Origin of the sequence: Thiosulfativibrio zosterae (assembly GCF_011398155.1) — a bacterium.
GTDB classification, from domain to species: Bacteria; Pseudomonadota; Gammaproteobacteria; order Thiomicrospirales; family Thiomicrospiraceae; genus Thiosulfativibrio; species Thiosulfativibrio zosterae.
Genome location: NZ_AP021888.1, coordinates 431,500 through 452,849 on the forward strand (window position 1 = coordinate 431,500; position 21,350 = coordinate 452,849).

The window sequence follows — 21,350 nt, forward strand, 5'->3', positions numbered from 1 at the left end:
AGTTAAGCGTCTAGGTCTTGACCGTCAAGTAGGTCGTTTACAAAAGCTTCACGGTGCATCGGCACGCCCAGTTTTTGACAAATAATTTTGGCATCACGATAAGCATTGCCTAAACAAGTGGTTGCCCCTGGAGAGGGTGTCATATTGAAAATAATATTGTCTTTTTCAGGCACGATACTGGCTTCGCCCAGCTTGAGTAACATTTGGGTTTTGTCGATGACTTGACCGCGCACACCGCCATAACCTGAGGCATAGGTGAGGTCTTCAGCTTTTAAGTCTGGGATAATCTTTTGCGCGTCTTTTACAAAGAGTTTGCGGTTAATCCAAGGAATTTCAAACAGGAAATTACGCAAAATATAGTTGCGAATGGTGCTGTCTTTCATCAAATCCCAAAACACACGGATGACTTTGCCATCGAGTTTTAAACTTTTCCAAAAGTCTAAATAAGTGCCACCGGTATAGCGCTCCAGTTTGGGTAACGCCAAGGCGGTTGGGCCTAAACGAGTTTTACCGGGTTCGGTTAAGTCAGGGTCGCCATGCAGCGCTGCAAACGGCAGTTTGTCGTTTTGCATGGTGTAGACTTTGCCTTTAAGCATTTCTGGGATGAAATAAAAGCTACCCGCCATCGGTAAAATCGACATATCCATGCCGTGGCCGAGTTGGTTGGCCAGCATTAGGCTGTGCGCACCGGCCGATACCACCACAAATTTACCCATAAAAACACCTTGCGCGGTGTGCAATTCGTAATGGTCGTCAAATTTAACAATGCGCTCTACCTTGGAGCTCAAAGCAACTTGTACTTCCTTGCCTGTTTTGCGAGCAGTGTTGATGAAAGATTTAGTCAGCGTGCCATAGTTAACGGCAGAGTATTCGTCTATACAACCAGAGGCCAAAATTTTCTCAGGGCGGGGTTTGCCATCTTTTAAAGCCACAGCGGGTTCAACTTCAGCGATTTTTGAGGCATCCCACAATTCCATGTAAGGAAAGGCTTCTTTAAATTCTTCGTAGCGCTTTAGCAGGCGATCACATTCATCGTCGCCGACCGCCAAAATCATTTTGGGATATTTATAAAGGAAGTCGTTTTTTTCAACCTGTTCAGCATACTTCACCAACATATTGGCTGTGCGTTTGACCGAGATGGCTTTGGTGAGGGTGTAATTGGTTTCAATATCACCGCAATGCAGGGTTTGGCTGTTACTGCGCGCATTAGAATTGAGTGCCGCCAGAGAGCCGTATTTTTCGAGAACAGCAATGCTTTTTATGTCGGTGTATTTGGCCAAGACATAAGCTAACGCAGAGCCTGTAATGCCGCCGCCAACAATGACTACATCAAAAAAACGATTTTGCATGAAATTTCTCAATCTAAAAAAATAGCTAATAACGCGTAATTATATAAGAAATGGCTTATTCAATTTTAAAATTATTTTGGAGTTTATTGGCTTGGCTTGAATAACAAACGCCAAACAACCAGAAGGCTAAAGCCTTCGCCCCGAAACTCAGCTACTCTAACCTTAATTGCCCTCCAGGCTATTATTGTCATCATTGGGGCGCAGGCTTTAGCCTGCTTTTTTGAGTAGAGTATTTAATGTTCACACACTTTACAGCTGGCTGCGGCTTGTTGAGCTTGTTCTCTGGCTATGAGTTTTGCCAAGTCGCTTTGGGTGCTGGGCAGTTTAGCTAGGGTGTTTTTTAACACTTCCAGGTTAAGAGGGGTGAGCGCATTTGGCAGTAATTGATAATGCATCCAAGCCCCTTGTCGAAAGGAATCAATAATCTGGGCATTTTTTAAATAGGCCAAGTGGCGTGAAACGGTGCTTTGACCTGCCTCTAAAATTTCCACCAGTTCACACACGCACAAACTGTCGCGTTGCATCAGTAGGTGCAACACTCGAATGCGTAAAGGTTCGCTGAGCGCTTTAAAAAATTGACAGTAAGTTTCAAGGTTATCGGTCATGCTAAACGCCCATGTTAAAAATTTGGTCAAGGGAATTGCTAATATCTGCTTATGCGGATATGATGTTATCCAGTTTTATTCAACTCTATTCTAAGGGAGTTTGCGTGTTTCAACAACTGGGAAATTGGGTTGCATTTGACGCTTTGGGTTTAGAGCCGGCCAGTGCGCTGGCTCAGGCGGTACAGTTTTTTGTGATGGATACCGCCAAAATCTTTGTGATGCTGGTGGTGATTATTTACCTAATGGGGTTGTTGCGGGCGTTTGTGTCCACTGAAAAAATTCGCCAGGTGGTGGCGGGCAAACCCTTATGGATGGGACGCAGTTTGGCGATAGGGCTGGGCAGTGTGACGCCTTTTTGCTCTTGTTCATCCGTGCCGTTATTTATTGGGTTTGTTGAGGCGCGCATTCCGTTAAGCATTACTTTTGCATTTTTAATCGCCAGCCCCATGATTAACGAGGTGGCTGTGGTGTTATTAATCGGTATTCTTGGTTGGCAGGTCGCCGCTTTATATGTGTTGGCAGGCGTAGTGGTGGCTTATGTGGGGTCAGTGGTGATGGGTTGGCTTAAGCCCGAACGCTGGGTTGAGGCTTATGTGTGGGACATTAAAGCCCGCAAGATGGCGGAGCAGCAAGCTTTGCAGTCGGGTTGGCAACAACGCCATGTGTTTGCATGGCATGAAGTTAAAGTGATTGTAAAACGCATTTGGCATTGGGTGTTTTTGGGCATTGCCGTTGGCGCAGCATTTCATGGTTATGTGCCGCAAGCTTGGGTCACGGAACATCTGGCCGATGCCCATAATCTTTGGTCTGTGCCAGCAGCGGTTCTGTTGGGTATTCCACTTTATTCAAATGCCACCGGGGTGATTCCAATTGTGGAAGCCTTGTTGAATAAAGGCGTGCCGATTGGCACTAGCTTGGCTTTGATGATGAGTATTGCCGCCTTGTCTTTGCCCGAGTTATTGATTTTGCGCCAAGTCATTCGTTGGCCAGCTTTGGCTTGGTTTGTTGGGATTTTAGCCCTTGCGTTTATGCTGGTGGGTTTTGGATTTAATTTTTTATTTCATTAATTAATTTGGAGAGAGTTATGACAATTCAAGGTAATAAACCCTTGCGTTTTTTTGCAGCCGCTATGTTTATATTAACGGTTGTTGCCCATTTATTAGGGCAGGTTAATTTGCTGGAGGCTTGGATGCTTTGGCCTATTTTGTTGATGAGTGTGAATGCGTTTCAAGCCTCTTTTACGGGCTTTTGCCCGATGTTTAAAAATGCCAAAGGTGAATGTATTGGGTGTGGCACAACTTGCAGCACAGCCAGCTGTGCGCCAGCATCAACCAATGCAGCCGCTGCGGGTTGTTGCGCGGGTGAAACCAAAACCGCTTTTTGTGATGACTCGGCCAAAGGGTGCTGTGACTCAGAAACGCCCAAAATAGCAGAAGCTTCAAAAACAGGGTGCTGTGGCACTCAAGCGCTTGAAGTCAAAGTGTTGGGCACTGGCTGTGCAAATTGTGAAAATACCGCCAAACTCATCCAAAAAACGGCTGATGAGATGGGCGTTGCCATTACCTTGGTTAAGGTTGAAGGCGTTGCAGACATCGCCAGTTATGGCGTGATGTCTACGCCTGCGGTGGTCATTGGCGAGCAAGTGGTGCATTCTGGTGGTATTCCTGCCAAACCCCTTGTGCAATCTTGGTTAAAACCTCAAGGTTGTTGTTAAATTTCATCGTCTTGTCATGCAAGTTAGGTAAATTACAGCGTTTTAAATGGGAGCAAAAAAATGAAAATTCGCATTGCCATTAATGGGTTTGGCCGCATGGGGCGTTTGGCCATGAGAGAGGTCTATGATTGGCCGAATGTGCAAGTGGTGCATATTAACGAAATCGCTACTGATGTGGTGGGATCGACGCATTTATTAAGTTTTGATTCAGCGCATGGACGCTGGTGGCACAAACCCGAAGTGGTGGATGGTGGCTTTTTGGTCGATGAGGATTTTATTGGTTACTCCAGCGTTAAGAATATCGCCGATTTTGATTGGGGCGCACTCAATGTGGATGTGGTGATTGAAGCCACAGGCAAATTTCGCACCCTAGATACTGTGGGCGAATATCTCAAGCAGGGCGTTAAACAGGTCGTGGTGGCCGCGCCCATGAAAGAAGGCGTTAAGAATATAGTGATGGGGATTAATGACTCGGTGTTTGAAGCCGGCAAAGACCCGATTATCACCGCCGCTTCTTGTACCACCAACTGCATCGCACCGGTGATTAAAGTCATGCACGAAAAAATCGGGATTAAACACGGCATGATTACCACCATGCATGACCGTACCAATACCCAAAAAGTGGTCGATCACGGTCATAAAGATTTGCGCCGGGCGCGTTCTAGTTTTGAATCGCTTATTCCCACTTCAACCGGTTCAGCTTCGGCAATCGGTTCTATTTTCCCTGAACTGAATGGCAAGTTGAACGGGATTGCGGTGCGCGTGCCTTTAATGAATGCATCCTTAACCGATTTGGTGTTTGAGATGCAACGCGAAACCTCAGTCGAAGAAGTGAATGGGTTTTTAAAAGAAGCCTCAGAAACCTACTTGGAAGGTATTTTAGGGTTTGAGGAACGCCCTTTGGTGTCGGTAGACTTTGAAGGCGAAACCAACTCGAGTGTGATTGATGCGCTCTCGACCATGGTGGTGAATGGCACACAAGTCAAGCTGCTGGCGTGGTACGACAACGAAATCGGCTATGTCTTACGCATGATGGAGTTGGCGGTTTCTGTGGCCGAGCAAAATCGCAAGGCGCTGCAAGGTTAAAAACACTCAAAAATGCGCTAAAAATAACGAGGCCTGGCCTGATTTTACTATTTAACAGCAATATTTTCTCAAGGACGATATGAATCCCCAACAACAATATACCTTAGTGACGGCCAATTATTGGGCGTTTACCCTGACCGATGGCGCTTTGCGGATGTTGGTGTTGCTGTATTTTTATCAGTTGGGTTATTCGCCTTTGCAAATTGCAATGTTGTTTGTGTTTTATGAGTTTTTTGGGGTGGTGACCAATTTATTGGGCGGCTATTTAGGCGCTCGTTTGGGGCTGAATGTCACCATGAATATTGGCTTGAGCTTGCAGGTGTTCGCGCTGGTGATGTTAACCGTGTCGCCAGAGTGGCTAACAGTGGTTTATGTGATGGTTGCGCAAGCCTTGTCGGGGATTGCTAAAGATCTCAATAAAATGTCCGCCAAAAGCAGTATTAAAAGTTTGGCATCAGATGCTAATGGCCAACTCTTTAAGTGGATTGCCTTGTTAACTGGCTCTAAAAATGCACTCAAAGGCATTGGCTTTTTTATGGGCGCTGTGTTGCTAGAGTGGCTTGGGTTTGCAGATGCCATGTGGTTTATGGCAGCCATGCTTGGCATCGCTTTGTTGGTGTCGTTGTTTGCATTGGATGGACAATTAGGCAAGGCTAAAAATAAGCCAAAGTTTTCTGAGGTGTTTTCAAAATCGCCAGCCATTAATTGGCTGTCAGGCGCGCGATTCTTTTTGTTTGGGGCGCGTGATGCATGGTTTGTGGTGGCCTTACCGCTCTATTTGCAGGGCGTACTGGGCTGGACTCACTGGGAAGTGGGGGCGTTTTTAGCGCTGTGGGTTATCGGTTATGGGTTTGTTCAGGCGCTGACACCAAGCTTGCTCAGATCGCAAGGGTCGCCCACTAAAAATACCGCTTATCAATTAGCCTTGCCGTTGATGTTATTGCCCTTGGGTATGGCATGGTTGTTGGATTGGCAGCCGCAAACGGTTTTGTTAATCGGCTTAGGACTATTTGCATTGTTGTTTGCGCTAAACTCTTCGGTTCACTCTTATTTGATAGTGTCTTATGCCGATGCCGATGGCGCCTCGCGCGATGTTGGATTTTATTATATGGCGAATGCCGGCGGTCGTTTGCTGGGCACGGTCTTGTCTGGTTATGTTTATCAAGTTGCTGGATTAGAAGCCTGTTTGCAGGTGAGTGCGCTGATGGTACTGTTGGCGGCGATTTTGGTGGCTAGAGTCCCATCCAAAAATCCAGTAAACTGAGCCTTTAACTGGGAGAGTCGAGCGATGTTACAGGATGCAGTTCTCATCACCGGTGCCGGACAGCGCATTGGGTTTTATTTGGCAGAAGCTTTTTTGCAACGCACGACGCATCCGGTGGTGTTTACCTATCGCACCTATCGCCCCAGTGTACAAGCCTTGCTAGATCAGGGGGCGATGGGGTTTCAGGTGGATTTTACCGATGACCTGGCAGTACAAGTTTTTTTGCAAGATTTTTTAGAACAGGTGAGCAGTTGTCGCGCGGTGATTCACAATGCCTCGATTTGGGCTCGCGAGTCGCAGTTGTTTGAACAACCGCATTTGTGGCAAGACATGATGGCCGTGCATGTGCGAGCGCCTTATTTAATTAACCAAGCCTGTGAGCCTTTGCTGAAAGCGGGCAGTCATTTGCCCAGCGATATCATTCATATCACCGATGCCAAACTTAATGAAGGCCAAGCAGACCAAGTGGCCTATTTAGCCAGCAAAGCAGCATTGCATTCCATGACTTTATCCTTTGCCAAAGCACTTGCGCCAGCGATCAAAGTCAACGAAATTCAACCAGGCCTGGTTATTTTTAATGAAAATGATGACGAAAATTACCGCCAAAAACGCCTTGCTGAAATGTCTATTCCCACTGAACCCGGAGCAGAAACCATTTGGCAAATGGTGCAAACCCTAATGGCATTGCCCAATACCACTGGCTCTGCCTTTAGATTATCCAATGATTAGCCACGGGATTTTTGCGGCGGTTTGGGTCTAGGTGCTCTAGCTGCTCTGGGTTCTTTTGGGGGTTTAGGCTTTGAAGGCGCGCGACTTGTGGGTGAGGCCGGGGGTTTAGGGTTTGCAAAAGGTTTATTAGATTCTTTGGGTTTGCTGGGTGAAGTCTGCTCAAGATGCGCTGCAGTTTTGCGAGAGCCTGCAACCGCTTGATTGATTTGAGCCATCTCTGCCGCAGTCAGATTGCGCCATTGGCCTACTTTTAAATTGCCCAAAGTCACATTCATAATACGGGTGCGCACCAAACGCACCACCTCATACCCCAAGTATTCGCACATACGGCGAATTTGGCGGTTTAAACCTTGCGTTAAGACAATTTTAAAGACAAAGCGACTTTGCAATTGCACTTGGCAAGGCAGGGTAACCGTATCCAAAATCGGGATGCCACTCGACATGCGTTTTACAAATTCGTTAGTTAAGGGCTTATTAACGGTCACTATATATTCTTTGTCGTGCGCATTTTCGGCGCGCAAAATTTTGTTGACGATATCACCATCGCTGGTCAAAAAAATCAATCCTTCAGAAGGTTTGTCTAAACGCCCAATCGGGAAAATTCGTTCAGGATGATTAATGGCATCGGTGATATTGCCAGGCACGGTTTTTAAGGTCGTGCAAGTGACCCCCACCGGTTTGTGATAGGCGATATAAGTGCGGTCGGTTTTGTCGGCTGCACTGGCGGCAATGCGTTTGCCGTTGACCGTTACCTCATCACCTGGCATAACAGGTGTGCCTAATTCAGCGGGTTTGCCATTGATTTTGACCGCATTTTGGGCGATCAAACGGTCGGCTTCGCGGCGCGAGCAGTGCCCGGAATCACTGATGAATTTATTGAGGCGAATGGCGTCGGTCATGCATTTTCTCTTGAGCGTTTAAGGTGGGTTGATTAAACCCAAATTTCTTCGGCATATTGAACGATATGCACGGTTTTATTCAACTGGGTTTCAATGGCGATTTTAAATGCCGCTTGCTTGTCAGGTTCACCATGAATCAAAAACACTTTATCCAGTTGGTTGAATTGACTCATCCAATTTAAAAGTTCGCTTTGATCGGCATGGGCTGAAAACCCATTAATCATACTGATTTTTGCCCCAACTTTAATTTTTTCGTGATAAATATGCACTTCTTCTGCACCATCCACCAACAATCTACCCAAAGAGCCTTGTGCTTGATAACCCACAAATAAAACGGAATTGCGCTCGTCCCACAAACGGTGTTTGAAGTGATGCAGAATACGCCCACCGGTGCACATACCACTGCCCGCAATAATGATGCAACCGCTTTCATGCTCATTGATTTGCATAGACTCTGCCCCCGTTAGGGTGTATTCCAAATAGGGAAAATCAAAAATCGAACCGTCAGTGGCTAACAGGTTTTGGGCGGTTGCGTTGAGTTCGGCATGATATTGGTTATAAATGCGGGTGGCACGAATCGCCATAGGCGAGTCCACAAACACTTTGCAGCGTGGTAATTCGTTGGCTAAAAACATTTGTTTTAGCAATACCAAAACTTCTTGGGTGCGTTCGATGGCAAAGGACGGAATAATCACATTACCTTGGCGTTTAAGGGTTTGTTGGATAATTTCCTTAAACTCCAATAAACTATTTTCCATCGAGCGGTGATTACGGTCGCCATAGGTGGACTCAATATAAAGTGCATCCGCCTGAGCAACAGCCGTTGGCGGCTGCATAATAAGACCATTACTGCTGCCTAGGTCGCCACTAAACACCACTGACTTAGGCTGATTGTCGACTAAAAAGCTGACTTGAATGCTGGCAGAACCCAAAATGTGACCCGCATTACGAAAAGTGGCGCTCACCTCTTTGGCTAATGAGATGGGGGTGTCATATTGAGCAAACTGAATATTCAAATCGAAAACGGCTTTAACATCATCCAAAGTATAAAGCGGTTCTTTTAAGGTGGATTCTTCACCGCGGCGTTTGGCTTTTTTACGCTGAGTGGCAAAATCTTCTTCCATGATTTTGGCGCTGTCGAGCAAGACCACTTCCATTAAATCGAGGGTTGCGCGTGTGGTGATGATGCGACCTTTAAAGCCTTCTTTAACCAGTTTAGGCACTCGTCCAACATGGTCAAGGTGTGCATGGGTGATGAGTAAAATATCCACATCTTGAGGGTTAAAGCCAAAGGGTTCAAAAGAGCTTTTTTCGGCACCGCCTTGAAAAAGACCGCAGTCCACCAAAATTTTGGGGCCTTGTCGTAATTGTAAAAAGTGACAAGAACCAGTAACGGTTTCTGCCGCACCAAAAGATTGAATGGGGGTCATGGTCATTTAAGGCATCCTGCTTTGGATAAACATTCACTATAGCATAGCTGCCAAGTAAAGTGAGGATTGAAGCCAGAGGATTTGGCGGTTATTTAAACGCTTGGTTCTCGGATAAAAAGGTTTCAAAATCATTAGCCGAGAGCGGTTTGCTGAGATAGTAGCCCTGGATTTCGCTGCAGTTTTCTTGTTGCAAGAAAGCCATTTGCTCGGCAGTTTCAACCCCTTCTGCAATGGTTTTTAGGCCTAAGTTTTCTGCCAAGCTGATAATGGTTTTAACGATGGCGCGGTCATCCATGTCGTCCATAATGTCGCGCACGAAAGATTGGTCAATTTTGAGTTTGGTGGCATTAAAGCGCTTTAAATAACTGAGCGATGAATAGCCTGTGCCAAAATCGTCGATGGCAATTTGAATGCCGCTAGAAACCAGGGTGTTAATCATTTGAATCGCTGCTTCTGGGTCGGCCATGGCGGCACTCTCGGTGAGTTCTAGTTCTAGGTATTCGGGCGAAATTTCGTATTCGTTTAGCAAAGCCAACACTTGCTGTGGCAGTTCTGCTTGCTTGAATTGAATAGCCGATAAATTTACGGCCATGGTAAAGGGCGGATAGCCCATTTTTAGACAAGTCTTTAACTCTTGTAACGCCGTTTTCAAAATCCAAACGCCGATGGGAATGATTTGCCCACTTTGTTCGGCAATCGGAATGAATTCGGCAGGCGATAAATTGCCCATTTCAGGATGGTTCCAGCGGATTAAGGCTTCTGCCCCAATCATTTGACCAGTGAAGGCATCAAACTGGGGTTGATAGTTTAGGCTGAGTTGGTGGTTATCCAGCGCAGAGCGCAGAGCATTTTCGATGCGCATTAAGCGCAAAGAGCGTTGTTGCATTTCGTCGGTAAAAAACTTGTAGGTGTTGCGGCCATCTTGTTTGGATTGATACATGGCGGCATCGGCATTTTTAAGCAGGGTGGCGACATCTTTGCCATCTTGGGGGTAAATGGCAATGCCAATCGAGGGCGTGATAAACACCTTGTAAGTTTCTAGTGCCATTTGTTTAGAGATTTCGGTGACCAGTTTTTCTGCGACATGCACGGCGCCTTCTTCGCCAGTGCCCGGCAATAACACAATAAATTCATCGCCGCCAGGTCTGGAAACGGTATCTTCTTCGCGCAACAAATGTTGCATGCGTTGACTGACTTCAATCAACAACAGGTCGCCTATGTGGTGTCCGAGCGTGTCGTTGATATTTTTAAAATGATCTAGGTCTAAAAATAAAATAGCCACTTCAGCTTGGTAACGCTCGGCACTGCTAACGGCATGGCTCAAACGGTCCATCAATAGTTGGCGGTTGGCTAATTGAGTTAAGGGGTCAAAATGAGCAAGATTGATAATTTTTTCTTCAGAGGCCTTCACTTGGGAAATATCTGAGAACATACCGATATATTCAGAAACCTCACCGAGGGCATTCTTACCGCGCGTTATGCTGAGTAACTGAGGATAAACTTCTCCATTTTTACGGCGATTCCAGATTTCGCCTTGCCAATGACCCTCTTGATTGAGCGTTTGCCAAATCTGTTGGTAAAAATCAGCGTTATGCTTGCCAGAACTTAATATTTTGGGTGTTTTGCCAATGGCTTCTTCAGCGCTAAATCCGGTGATTTCGCTAAAGGCATTATTCACCAATAGGATTTGCTGTTGGCTATCAGTAATCATAATGCCTTCGTGGGTTTGTTCAAAAACCTTGGAAGCCAGCTCGATTTTTTCTTGGCTGTTTTTTTGCTCGGTGATATCGTTAATGAAGCCGTGCCATAAAATTGAACCATCATTTTCTTTTTCGGGCATGGCGTTGCCAGAGAGCCAACGAATCGTGCCATCTTGGTATTTTAGACGATACTCATGACGCCAAGGGGTTAGGGTTTGTGCCGATGCAAAGATAGAGCTGTGTAAGCCTTCCAAATCTTCAGGGTGGATGAGGTCATTAATTTGAGAGGCATCTTCAGTGACGGCTTCAGGTTCTACCAGATAAATATCCTTGATGGCATGGCTGGCAAACGGAAAGCTCATCACACCCTCGGGCGTGACTCTAAATTGATACACCATGCCGGGTAAACTTTGCGATATTTTGGTTAAGCGAGCCAGTAATTCATTTTGAATTTTTTCAGAGGCTTGCTGGATTTTTGCATAGGCAAAATTATTGAGGGCAAAGCTGACATTGGAGGCCATTTCTGTGAGTAGGTTTTGTGCTGGCGTGTCAAAGGCATTTAAAGTCTGAGAATAAATGTTTAAGGCGCCAATCACTTTGCCTTCTTGGTGGAGCGGAATTGCAGCCGAAGATTGCCAGCCGGCTTGTTTGCCTTTTTCGTGCCACGGCTCTGTAATCGGGCTGTTTGCAAAATCTTGACACCAGAAAATGCGGTTTTCAAAAATGGCTTTGCCGGTTGGGCCTTGTGCACTGGATGACAGGCCATTCAAGTCAATTTCAAGGTCTTGTAGATAGTCGGAATGAGTGCCAGCAAAGGTGACAGGCCTTAGGATGTTGTGTTCATCAATTAATCCAATCCAAGCCAATTGAATTCCCGTGTAATGAACGGCAATCGCGCAGACACTTTCAAGTAATTCGGTTTCATTTTTACAACGCACGATGGCTTCATTCATTTCGTTGATGGTTGCGTAAAGTTGGCTGAGTTGTGCTAATTTTTCTTCGGCCGCTTTTCTAACGGTGATGTCGCGCGCTATCCCTAAAATACCAATCACTTTGCCTTGTTCGTTTAAAACAGGTGTTTTAATGGTGGCGAATAAACCACGGTATTGGTTTTGAGCAAAGGTTAACCATTCTTCATTTTCAGTCGGTCTACCTTGCTTCATGGCATTTAAATCGTGTCGGCGGAAAAAGTCGGCGGTTTCTTTATCTACAAAGTCATAGTCGGTTTTGCCGATAATTTCGTCTTCTTCTGTGCCATACAGCTTTTCAAACATTCGGTTACAGCTGAGATAAACACCGTTTAGGTCTTTTACCCAAATTAAATCAGGAATGGTATTAACCAAGGTTTGTAATTGCCGTTTTTGCGCAGCATTTTGTTCAGAAACCTCTGTCAATTCGCTGATATCTTGCAAGGTTGCCAAATATAAACTGGGTTTACCATCATCGTCACGAATACATTTAATGTCCAAGTTAACAATGCTTGTTTCATGGGGTTCGCCACTGAGTTTTACAGACAATTTGATGCCATCTTGTTTATGATTGGCAATGTCTTCAAAACTTTGAATTAGGGTGTTGTGATGTTGCACATCAACAATATCGAGCAGCGTTTTGTTGCTAAGGTCATCTGTTTGGTCACCTAATATGCTTAGTAGTTGTTGATTAAAGCGGGTAAATCCAAAGTGCTGGGGTTCCAAAATGGCCATGCCGATAAAGGGCATTTCGTAAAAATTTTGCAGCACTCTTTCTGATTTGGTTTTCTCGTTTTGAATTTGCAGTTGCATGGACTGCCCTTGCTTTTTAAGCACAAACCAAAGGGCGATCGCCGTAATCAATAAAGCCAAAAAGGTAATGAGGATTAGGCTTTCAGACAACTCAATTAAGGGTTGATTGGCTTCTTCCATGTCTATTTTTGAAATCAGCATCCAATCCGTACCTTCCACGGGACTGTAAGCGGCATAAACTCTATGGTTGCGATAATCTAGTCCAATCATCGAGCCAACGGTGCGTTCTTTGAGAGCAATATTTGCAGGGAGTTTGGGGTCGTCAAAATCTGCAATGGGGTCGTTAAGATGATGTTGATGAGCATGGCGAACGGGGTTTAAAACTTCTATCAGTTGGCCAGATTGGCGAACCAATAAGGTTTCGGCAGATTGACTGGGGGTTGGCCAATTGCGAATGTAAGGAAAGATAAAATCGTTGGGGTCAAGATGAATTAATACCAGCCCAAACACTTGGTTATTATTTGCCGTTTGATGAATAAGGGGCACAACATAATCTAAGTGTGAACGCCCAAATTCATCGTAGATTTGATAGTGGTTAACTGAATTTTGGGTTGCGATACTTTTTTCAATTAACAGTTTTGTTTCCAAAGAAATGTTGTGCGAATTACCAACGCTGACCAGTTTATTTTGATCCGGAGTGATTAAAGAAATGGATTCAAATTCAAATAGAGTTCGCAAAGATTCAAACATCTTAGTCAAAGTTTGAAGTTCTTCAGTTGAGTCGGGGTTATTGATTAAGGCTTCGGCGTGTGACAGCAAAATGGGATTAGAGTTTAAAACCTGTGAAACTTTGTATTTATCATTAAACCAATGTTCTAGCTGGCGAGTTTTAAGGTCTGTAATGGCGGCAAGGTTTTCAAAGGCTCTATTTTGAACTTGGCGCTCGTAATCATTAATCACAAAAGCGGCTAACAAAGGAATGATCAGCATGAGCAGCAAGAAAGTAATGCCAATCTGCACCAGTTGCTTAATCGATTTTGGGTTAGATGCGATGGAATAAGACAAAATTAGGCCAGTTATTTTTTTACAAGTTTCCATTTTAGAGGAAACTTTTAAAGGTTGCCAATAATCTTGTAATAAACGAATAATCCTGGCTAGTTAGCAAGCCTAAAATGGTTGTTAAGGTAGAATTTAAGCGTTGAAATAACGAGTCGAATTAAGGGGTTGATTCGTTGTTTTTGGTTTTTGTTGATCCCAATTTTGTGGCCAGTACTTGATCAACACGGTTGTTATCGACATCAACCACTTCAAAGCTCCAGCCAGACCAGTCAAATTGTTCGGTTTTGCGGGGAATTCTGCCAAGAGAGGCCAGTACAAAACCACCAACGGTATGAAAATTACCTAATTCCTCTTGATTAATATAGTGAATGTCTAGCTTTACTTTCAAATCATCGATGGCCAAAAGCCCATCGAGCAACCAAGAGCCATCAGGCCGTTTAATTGCCAGTGCATCTTCTGGATTATCACCTGTCGGCATCATATCACCCACTAATGACAACACTAGGTCGTCCATGGTGACTATCCCTTCGTTAAGTCCAAACTCGCTTACCACCAGCGCAAATGTGGCGCGTTTTTGACGAAAAGTACGCAGTAAATCAAATAAAGATAAGGTGGAGGGTATAAAAAGGGGTTGCTCTATATGAATTTCAGCAAAGTCAATTTCACCATCGAGCGCACTTTTTAAGATATGCTGACTTTCTACAATCCCAATAATGTGCTGCAAGTCGCCATTGCAGATCGGCATACGAGAGTGGGGTGTTTCGCGTAAAGTGCGCATGTTTTCTTCTTTAGGCGCCATTAAGTTAAGCCAAACCACATCGGTTATTGGCGTCATAATAGAAGCCAAACTTCTGTCATCAAACTTGAAAATATTACCCACTAAATGACTCTCTTCAGGGGCAAGCGTTCCGCAGCGTTTGCCTTCGTCTACATAGGCTAAAATATCCTCAATACTGGTCACTGAGGGGGCATTGTCAACGGGTAAGATAAGCAAAATTTTATCGGAAATCCAAGACAGGATAAAAACCGCCGGGGTCATCATATTGATAAAAAATAACATAAAGGGGGCGCAAAACACCGCCACTTTTTCAGGCTGAGCGATCGCGATTCGTTTAGGCACAATTTCAGCCAAAATAATGGTAACGGCGGTAACCAATATGATGGTAAGGGTGAAGGCGATTTCTTCTACCCAGGAGATTAAAATTGGAAAGTAATGGCTTAAAAACTCGACAAAAAATAAAGACATGGCCGACTCACCATAAATACCCACTAACAAAGCTGCTGCCGTAATACCAGTTTGCGTTGCAGCCAGCAATCTGCTTGGGTCTTCCTTAATTTTTAAAGCTTTTTTCGCGCGCGCATCCCCATCTTCAGCCATTTGGGCTAAACGAGACTGACGAGAAGAAGCCAAAGCCATTTCTGCCAGTGAAAAATAAGCGGAGAGCACTATCAGAAAAGCAAGGATAAAAAAGGCATTCATGAAAAAGATTCCAATAGGGGTAGATAAATCAAGATTCTAACAAACCCATTCAAAAATGTTCAAATTATCATCAAAGTTGATACTGACCTGAAAATCAAATGCTTTGCGAAAATTCAACTTCTCTCAAAAAAATTTGAAACTTAATTCTCAGAAGTTAGAAATACTTTCATTAAATGCTGCCAAAACCCTATAATATGGCTTCAAAAAAAAGCTTTCGTAGTTAAATGGATATAACTTGCCCCTCCGGAGGGTAGATTGGAGGTTCGATTCCTCCCGAGAGCGCCATCTAATTTCCGAGTTTAGTCCGAAGTCACCAATTTTTATCTAAGTGACACAATGATGCCAAATTTGGTGATACCAAAACCAGCAAAATCCGAGCGTATTATTTTGGCCACTCAATGATTGCTTTTTATTTGTTAATCAACTTAAATTCAATTCTCTTGTCTTAGGCTTTTTCTGTCAGGTAATGCGCGTCAAACCTGTTAAAAAATTCTGAAAGTTTTTTAAATCCTAGTCTCTAAGGTCAAAATAGGGTTTTAGATATTTAAGTAGTTTTGACTGGGTTAGATTGAGGTTTATTCTGAGTCTGCTGCAAGCTGCTGAATTTGTTGTTCAATAAAGGCTTTCATGGTTTCAGGTTTCGGTAGTTCTAGTTGGTACTTAGAAACAAATAGTTGGTTGTCCATGCCGGCCAGCGCATATTCTGCTAGGGCGTTATTTTGGTTGGTGCATAGCAAAATACCTATGGGGGGTTGATCGCCCTGCGCCATCATATTGGCCTTATACCAGCTGACATAGGTATTGAGTTGGCCGATGTTGGTATGATTAAAGTCTTCAAGTTTTAAGTCTACTAATACATGACATTTGAGAATGCGGTGGTAAAACACTAAATCGATAAAGTAATAGTCATCGCCAATTAAAATGCGTTTTTGTTTGGCTTCAAAACAAAAGCCGTGCCCTAGTTCTAGCATAAAGTCTTCTAACTTTTTGATTAGCTGGGCTTCTAAGTGCGTTTCACTCATGACTTCTTGCGGCTTTAAGCCTATAAATTCAAAAACATAAGGGTCACGAATCACCAGGCCTGGTGTATTTTTTGGGTCAGATTGATTGGCCAGTTGTTGTAGTTGAGCCTTGTTATTTGATAACCCAGAGCGCTCGTAATAAAGGCTGTTTATTTGGCGCTTAAGTTCTCGCACACTCCATTGCGCTTGCATGGCTTCTACTTCGTAAAATTGGCGTTTAATTGGGTCTGCTATGGCAATCAACTCGACTAGATGGCTGAAAGACAAACGACTGACCACTTGAGTTTGCCACAAGGTTGTTGATTGGTTTTGAATTTGGGAGATATTGTCTCCCATTTCTAAGCTTTGCAATTTTAATTCGGGAGTCAGTGTCTCCCGAATGTGAGGGTAGGTTTGATAAAACTGTGTGTAGCGGCGTAACTCACGGGCATCAACTCGAGAAACTGCAAGACTTTTGAGTTGTTTAGCAAGTTTTTCGAAGAGTTGTTCTCCATAGTCAGCACGGTCTTGACCTTGCAGCTGGTATTCTGCTATGTAGTACCCAATAAGCCAGTTTCTGAGCGTTAAGCTGATATTGACCGCTTTGCTGGCAAGCTTGGTAAGTTGTGAGTCAGCCTGTTGAATTTGACCGAGTAGTGCAGAAAAGTTTTGCGGTTTTTGGATAATTGACATTGGTGCACACTCATTTGGTCTTGATAAGGTTGCTCTTTTTATTTAAGTATCTTAAGCCAAAATTAAGCCTGAGATTGTCAAATTTTTCTGAGTAACAAAATTGCTGACTAGAGTGATGAAATTAATATTGAGCATCGACATTCAAACATATAAGAATCGTATTATCAGGATTTAAAGCTCGAGTGTTGAAATTTTGCGATTGAGTGAGTCAGTTTGTGACAAAATTACTGCATTAAAAAACGAATGAGAATTGCATGATAGATAAGATTTCATGGCTTGATAACTTGCCTTATGTACAGATTGTAATCAGTGTATTGATTCCATTTGCCATTGTCTTTACACAATGGATGGCGAAAAAACTCATTTTAAACATCAGCCTGGTTAAGCATGTGCCGCATGAGCGCGGTTATCAAGTTTACCGCTACTTTAAGTCACTGATTGTGGTTGTTTGGTTAGTGGTGCTTTTGGTCGTTTGGGGGATTGATTACCAAGCGCTGCTGGTTGTGGCTTCGTCAGTATTGGCGGTGATAGGGGTAGCTTTGGTTGCCCAGTGGTCTATTTTGAGCAATATCACTGCGAGCATCATCGTGTTTTTTACCTTGCCGGCCAAAAATGGTGATGAAATTGAAATCCTCGATGGGCCTAATACCGTTAAAGGCCGCATTCAAGAAATTAACTTTTTTAATGTGCTACTCAAAGACGATAAGGGCAATTTGATTGCCTTTCCCAATAATTTGATTTTGCAAAAAGCCGTCCGCAAAACAGATTTTCAGCCGCCAGAAGTGCCTAAGCCTTCTCGTCGTAGTTTACTCAAGCAGCGCCTTTCAAAAAGTCAGGAGTAAATCAGGGGGTTGAGTGCAAGAACTGTCAAAAATATTTGGCATGAATGGATGCCAGTAGAAGACTTTGGCATTTTGACTTATTGTGTCGCTTAATAGATGTGTGGTATGTTGTTTTTTTATTTTTTTGAAGATGTTTTATGGGCTTATTGACTTGCTTTAAAACCCCAGCGCAAGGGTTTGCTAAAAGTTTAAATAATCAGCGTTCTTATCCGTTATTGGGTTTGATAGCGCTGGTTTTTAGCTTGTTAAGCAGTCCTCAGGGTTTTGCGAATGCCCCGCTTCAATCCTCAGAAAATGTGTCTAACGCCAAAGCAGCGCTGACTTATCGATTGGCGGTCTTGGCCTATAGAGATAAGCCCAGCACCCATAAGCGTTGGCAGCCGTTAGTTGACTATTTAAATCAAAAATTTTATCCCGTTTCTTTTCAATTAGAAGTCTTGCATTTGGCAGAGCTAGAAACGGCGGTTCAGCAGCATCAGGTTGATTTTGTACTGACTCAGCCAGCACATTATGTCTTATTAACTTATCAATCAGGGTTAACTTCGCCCTTAGCTTCGTTGATTAATTTGGAAGGGGACTTTGCCACTGACCGCTTTGGTGGGGTCATTTTTACGCGTCATGATCGTGATGATCTAGTGACGCTTGAAGATATCAAAGGGCAACGCATTGCGGCGGCGGCAACCAGTTCGTTAGGGGCCTATGAAATGCAAGCCTATGAGTTGCTTAAGCATGGTGTGCGTTTACCTGGGCAAGCCACCTTGATAGAAACAGGTCAACCACAAAGTTTGGCGCTAGAGGCAGTTTTGTCTGGACAAGCAGATGTGGGCTTTGTGCGCACCGGTGTTTTGGAAGGCTTGGTTAAAAAGGGCAAGCTAGACATGGGGCAGTTGAAGTTAATCAATGCCCAGCGCCTACCCGATTTTCCCTTTGTGACCAGTACGGCTTTATACCCTGAATGGCCATTTGCTGCCATGCCGCATGTTGATAAAGAAGTGGCGCGTCAAGTCGCTGCCGCCTTATTGTCGATACCCAGTATGGGCGACTTGGCGCGTTCTATGAATATCGCTGGATTTAACATTGCCGGTGACTATCGCACCATTGATGCCCTGATGCGCGAATTGCGTTTAGCCCCGTTTGACAAAGAAACCTTTACCTTGCGTGATTTTGTGGATATGTGGTTTACAGAATTACTCATTGGATTAGGGGTGTTTGTTTTTTGGGTGATGGCAACTTTGTTTTTTATGGTTCAGCGTCAAAGGTTGCTGTCGCAAGAGCGCAATCGTTTAGAAGTGGCGCTTAATCAAGTGAGGTTATTAAACCAAGCGGTGGATCAAAGCCCCGAAGCCATAGTGATTACCGATTCAGAGGGGCATATTAATTACATGAACCCCATGTTTCTAGATATGACCGGCTATTCAGAAACCGAAATGCTGGGCAAAAATCCGCGTGTATTGCAGTCGGGATTAACCCCTGTTGAACAGTATGAAGCCATGTGGGCAATTTTAAAAGAGGGCAAGGTTTGGCGTGGTGAGCTGTCTAATCGACGCAAAGATGGCTCTGTTTATCCCGCACAGGCAATCATTTCACCCGTCAAAAATGCTATGGGCAAAGTGACTCATTACTTGGGTATACAACGGGATTTGACCGAAAGAAAGCGCCGCGAAAAACGCATAGAAGAGTTGCTGTATCAAGATGAAGTGACGCAGGTTGCCAATCGCAATAAACTCATTGAAACCTTAGATAAGTGTTTACAAGCAAACAATACTTACCCGGTTAAAGGTTGTTTAGTGTTGATTAATATAACGCGCTTTAAGTTTATTAATCAGTTGCATGGCATGGAAGTCGGGGATGGTGTTTTGTGCGCTGTGGCGCAACGCTTGAGTATTGTTTATGGTTCTAGAGGGTTGGTGGCGCGTTTAGCAGCGGACCATTTTGCGATATTTTGTGAGAATAGGGTCGAAAAGTCTAAGGTAGACGAATGGATAGAGCAGATGGGGCAATTGGCAGCGACCGCCCTAGAACCGCGCTTAGAAGTCGGGCGTAAACGCTTTATGCTGGAAGCTTGTTTTGGTGTCGGTGCCTTTAGACAAGCGGAGGGGCAATTGCCCATTGATGCCATTAACCAAGTATTTAATCAGGCAGGCATGGCGTTAAGAGCGGCGCGTCAGCCCAATGCGATAAGGTTGCAAATTTATAACGCCCAAATGATGGCCGAGCAATTGGAAAAACATCATCTGCAGTCAGAGCTGGCGCACGCCATTAAAGACCAGCAGTTGCGTTTATTTGTGCAACCCCAGGTATCGCAGGGTCAAGAATTGGTGGGGTTAGAATGTTTGGTGCGTTGGCAGCATCCCGAAAAAGGGCTTTTGCCACCGGGTCACTTTATTACGCTGGCAGAGGAATCTGACCTGATCGTGTCCCTTGGCGAATGGGTTATGGAGCAGGCCTGTGCCATTTTGGCTCAGGTTCAAAAAATACAGCCCAATATTCGAGTGGCGGTGAATATTAGCCCCAAGCATTTTCGCCAAGCCTATTTTAATGCTCAGTGTTTAGGGTATTTGGCAGCGGCAGGCGCAAATCCAAAGGGTTTGATGATTGAAATCACGGAAAGCCTGTTTGTAGATGATTTGGACGAAGTTATTGCCAAAATGACAGAGCTTAAAAAACACGGTATTCGCTTTTCGATTGATGATTTTGGTACCGGCTATTCTTCGTTGAGTTATTTACAGCATTTACCGGTAGATGAATTGAAGATAGACCGTGCCTTTATTTTGGGTATGGAGCGTTACGGGTTGGAAGGCAGTTTAGTGTCTTCTATTTATGCCATGGCACAACAAATGCAATTAGAAGTGGTTGCTGAAGGCATTGAAAATACCACGCAATGGCAACGATTGGCCAGGTTTGACCAGTTGCAGTTGCAAGGGTTTTTGTTTGCCAAGCCGCAGTTTTACCCTGACTGGTTAAAGACTTGGCAAAGCACGATTAATGTATAGGTCGTAGCGCGTATTGGGGCTGCTGATTTCTGCTTGCGGTTTTTGGCCACCAATATAGGGCGCGCCTTTAGGGCGTTTAACCACCACACGATATTTGGCGATTTGCCGAGCAGCCGCGAGCAGGTTTTGGCTGTCTAGGTCGGGGCCAACTAAGGTTTGCAACAGTTTCATTTCTTTTTTAGGCGCAGCACTTTTCTTTTTCTCTGGGTACATGGGGTCTAAATAAATCACATCGACACTGGGTTTTTCTTGCAGCAAATATTCGGTTGCATCGGCGTTGACGAGGGTTATGCGGTTTAAGATGTCTTGTATTTCTGGGTCTTGGAGGCCGCGAGCTAAACCATCTGCCAAAATTTGGGCAACCGGCTCGCTTTTTTCAATCATTAAGACTTCGCATCCCAAACTGGCAAATACAAAGCTGTCTGAGCCCATGCCGGCGGTGGCATCGATCACGCTGGGAATATATTGAGTGTGAAGGCCGATGGCTCTGGCTAAAGGCTGCCCTTTGCCTCCCCCAAATTGGCGGCGATGCGCTTTTTTACCGGCATTAAAGTCAATAAAAACCGGCCCGCTGTCAGCGGGTAAAATGGCCAGTTTGGTTTGACCTTGGTCAAGAATGTATTCAATGGTCGGTTGGCTTAAGCCAGATTGGGTGTTTTGAGTCATAGAATAAGCAACCACTTTTTAAAAAAAAATTAATTTGTGTGGCACTATTATAACTTCGATAATAAATAAAATTGTTTTGAGTAACGCGGGCGTTACCGACTAAGAATAAATCAGGGGTT

Annotated in this window: 15 protein-coding genes and 1 tRNA gene; 8 read left to right on the forward strand and 8 right to left on the reverse strand. The window is 44.4% G+C overall.

Annotated elements, in window-relative coordinates; translation table 11 throughout:
- Positions 1–2: 2 nt before the first annotated feature.
- Positions 3–1,349: an FAD-dependent oxidoreductase gene (locus THMIRH_RS01685; protein WP_173290141.1), complete on the reverse strand. Its 1,347-nt coding sequence runs from the start codon at positions 1,347–1,349 to the stop codon at positions 3–5.
- Between the two features lie 233 nt (positions 1,350–1,582).
- Positions 1,583–1,954: an ArsR/SmtB family transcription factor gene (locus THMIRH_RS01690; protein ID WP_173290143.1), complete on the reverse strand. Its 372-nt coding sequence runs from the start codon at positions 1,952–1,954 to the stop codon at positions 1,583–1,585.
- Between the two features lie 104 nt (positions 1,955–2,058).
- Between THMIRH_RS01690 and THMIRH_RS01695 the strand changes: the two genes are divergently transcribed.
- From THMIRH_RS01695 to folM, 5 genes are all read left to right on the forward strand, one after another.
- A complete protein-coding gene (locus THMIRH_RS01695; RefSeq protein ID WP_173290145.1) occupies positions 2,059–3,021 on the forward strand; it encodes a permease in 963 nt (320 codons plus the stop codon).
- A 17-nt stretch (positions 3,022–3,038) separates the two neighbouring features.
- Positions 3,039–3,668 (forward strand): thioredoxin family protein, encoded by a 630-nt coding sequence (locus THMIRH_RS12060; RefSeq protein WP_243831469.1) that lies wholly within the window; start codon positions 3,039–3,041, stop codon positions 3,666–3,668.
- 60 nt (positions 3,669–3,728) lie between these two features.
- Positions 3,729–4,754, forward strand: a complete 1,026-nt coding sequence (locus THMIRH_RS01705) for an ArsJ-associated glyceraldehyde-3-phosphate dehydrogenase (protein ID WP_173290147.1) — start codon at positions 3,729–3,731, stop codon at positions 4,752–4,754.
- Positions 4,755–4,833: 79 nt separating this feature from the next.
- Positions 4,834–6,018, forward strand: a complete 1,185-nt coding sequence (gene arsJ, locus THMIRH_RS01710; RefSeq protein WP_173290149.1) for an organoarsenical effux MFS transporter ArsJ — start codon at positions 4,834–4,836, stop codon at positions 6,016–6,018.
- Positions 6,019–6,042: 24 nt separating this feature from the next.
- On the forward strand, positions 6,043–6,747 hold the full coding sequence (folM, locus tag THMIRH_RS01715) for a dihydromonapterin reductase (RefSeq protein WP_173290151.1): 705 nt from the start codon (positions 6,043–6,045) through the stop codon (positions 6,745–6,747).
- Here folM and rluF read toward each other — a convergent pair.
- The 4 genes from rluF to THMIRH_RS01735 form a co-directional block, all read right to left on the reverse strand.
- Positions 6,744–7,646, reverse strand: coding sequence for a 23S rRNA pseudouridine(2604) synthase RluF (gene rluF, locus THMIRH_RS01720; RefSeq protein WP_173290153.1), 903 nt, complete (start codon positions 7,644–7,646; stop codon positions 6,744–6,746). The two genes, folM and rluF, sit on opposite strands and share 4 nt — an antisense overlap.
- 32 nt (positions 7,647–7,678) lie before the next feature.
- Positions 7,679–9,082 carry an MBL fold metallo-hydrolase RNA specificity domain-containing protein gene (locus tag THMIRH_RS01725; protein WP_243831470.1) on the reverse strand — a complete coding sequence of 468 codons (1,404 nt, stop codon included), beginning with the start codon at positions 9,080–9,082 and terminating at the stop codon, positions 7,679–7,681.
- A gap of 82 nt (positions 9,083–9,164) precedes the next feature.
- Positions 9,165–13,595, reverse strand: coding sequence for a bifunctional diguanylate cyclase/phosphodiesterase (locus tag THMIRH_RS01730; protein WP_173290155.1), 4,431 nt, complete (start codon positions 13,593–13,595; stop codon positions 9,165–9,167).
- Between the two features lie 118 nt (positions 13,596–13,713).
- Positions 13,714–15,036, reverse strand: coding sequence for a hemolysin family protein (locus THMIRH_RS01735; RefSeq protein ID WP_173290157.1), 1,323 nt, complete (start codon positions 15,034–15,036; stop codon positions 13,714–13,716).
- A 210-nt stretch (positions 15,037–15,246) separates the two neighbouring features.
- On the opposite strand from THMIRH_RS01735, the gene THMIRH_RS01740 reads away from it, so the two are divergent.
- Positions 15,247–15,321: transfer RNA gene (locus THMIRH_RS01740), tRNA-Arg, on the forward strand.
- Positions 15,322–15,611: 290 nt separating this feature from the next.
- Here the strand turns inward: THMIRH_RS01740 and THMIRH_RS01745 are convergent.
- Entirely contained in the window at positions 15,612–16,730 is a 1,119-nt protein-coding gene (locus THMIRH_RS01745) for a PDDEXK nuclease domain-containing protein (RefSeq protein ID WP_173290159.1), read from the reverse strand.
- A gap of 254 nt (positions 16,731–16,984) precedes the next feature.
- Between THMIRH_RS01745 and THMIRH_RS01750 the strand changes: the two genes are divergently transcribed.
- Entirely contained in the window at positions 16,985–17,572 is a 588-nt protein-coding gene (locus THMIRH_RS01750) for a mechanosensitive ion channel domain-containing protein (protein WP_173290161.1), read from the forward strand.
- Between the two features lie 137 nt (positions 17,573–17,709).
- Positions 17,710–20,565, forward strand: a complete 2,856-nt coding sequence (locus THMIRH_RS01755) for an EAL domain-containing protein (protein ID WP_173290163.1) — start codon at positions 17,710–17,712, stop codon at positions 20,563–20,565.
- Here THMIRH_RS01755 and THMIRH_RS01760 read toward each other — a convergent pair.
- A complete protein-coding gene (locus THMIRH_RS01760) occupies positions 20,533–21,231 on the reverse strand; it encodes a class I SAM-dependent methyltransferase (RefSeq protein WP_173290165.1) in 699 nt (232 codons plus the stop codon). The genes THMIRH_RS01755 and THMIRH_RS01760 overlap by 33 nt on opposite strands.
- Between the last annotated feature and the right edge of the window lie 119 nt (positions 21,232–21,350).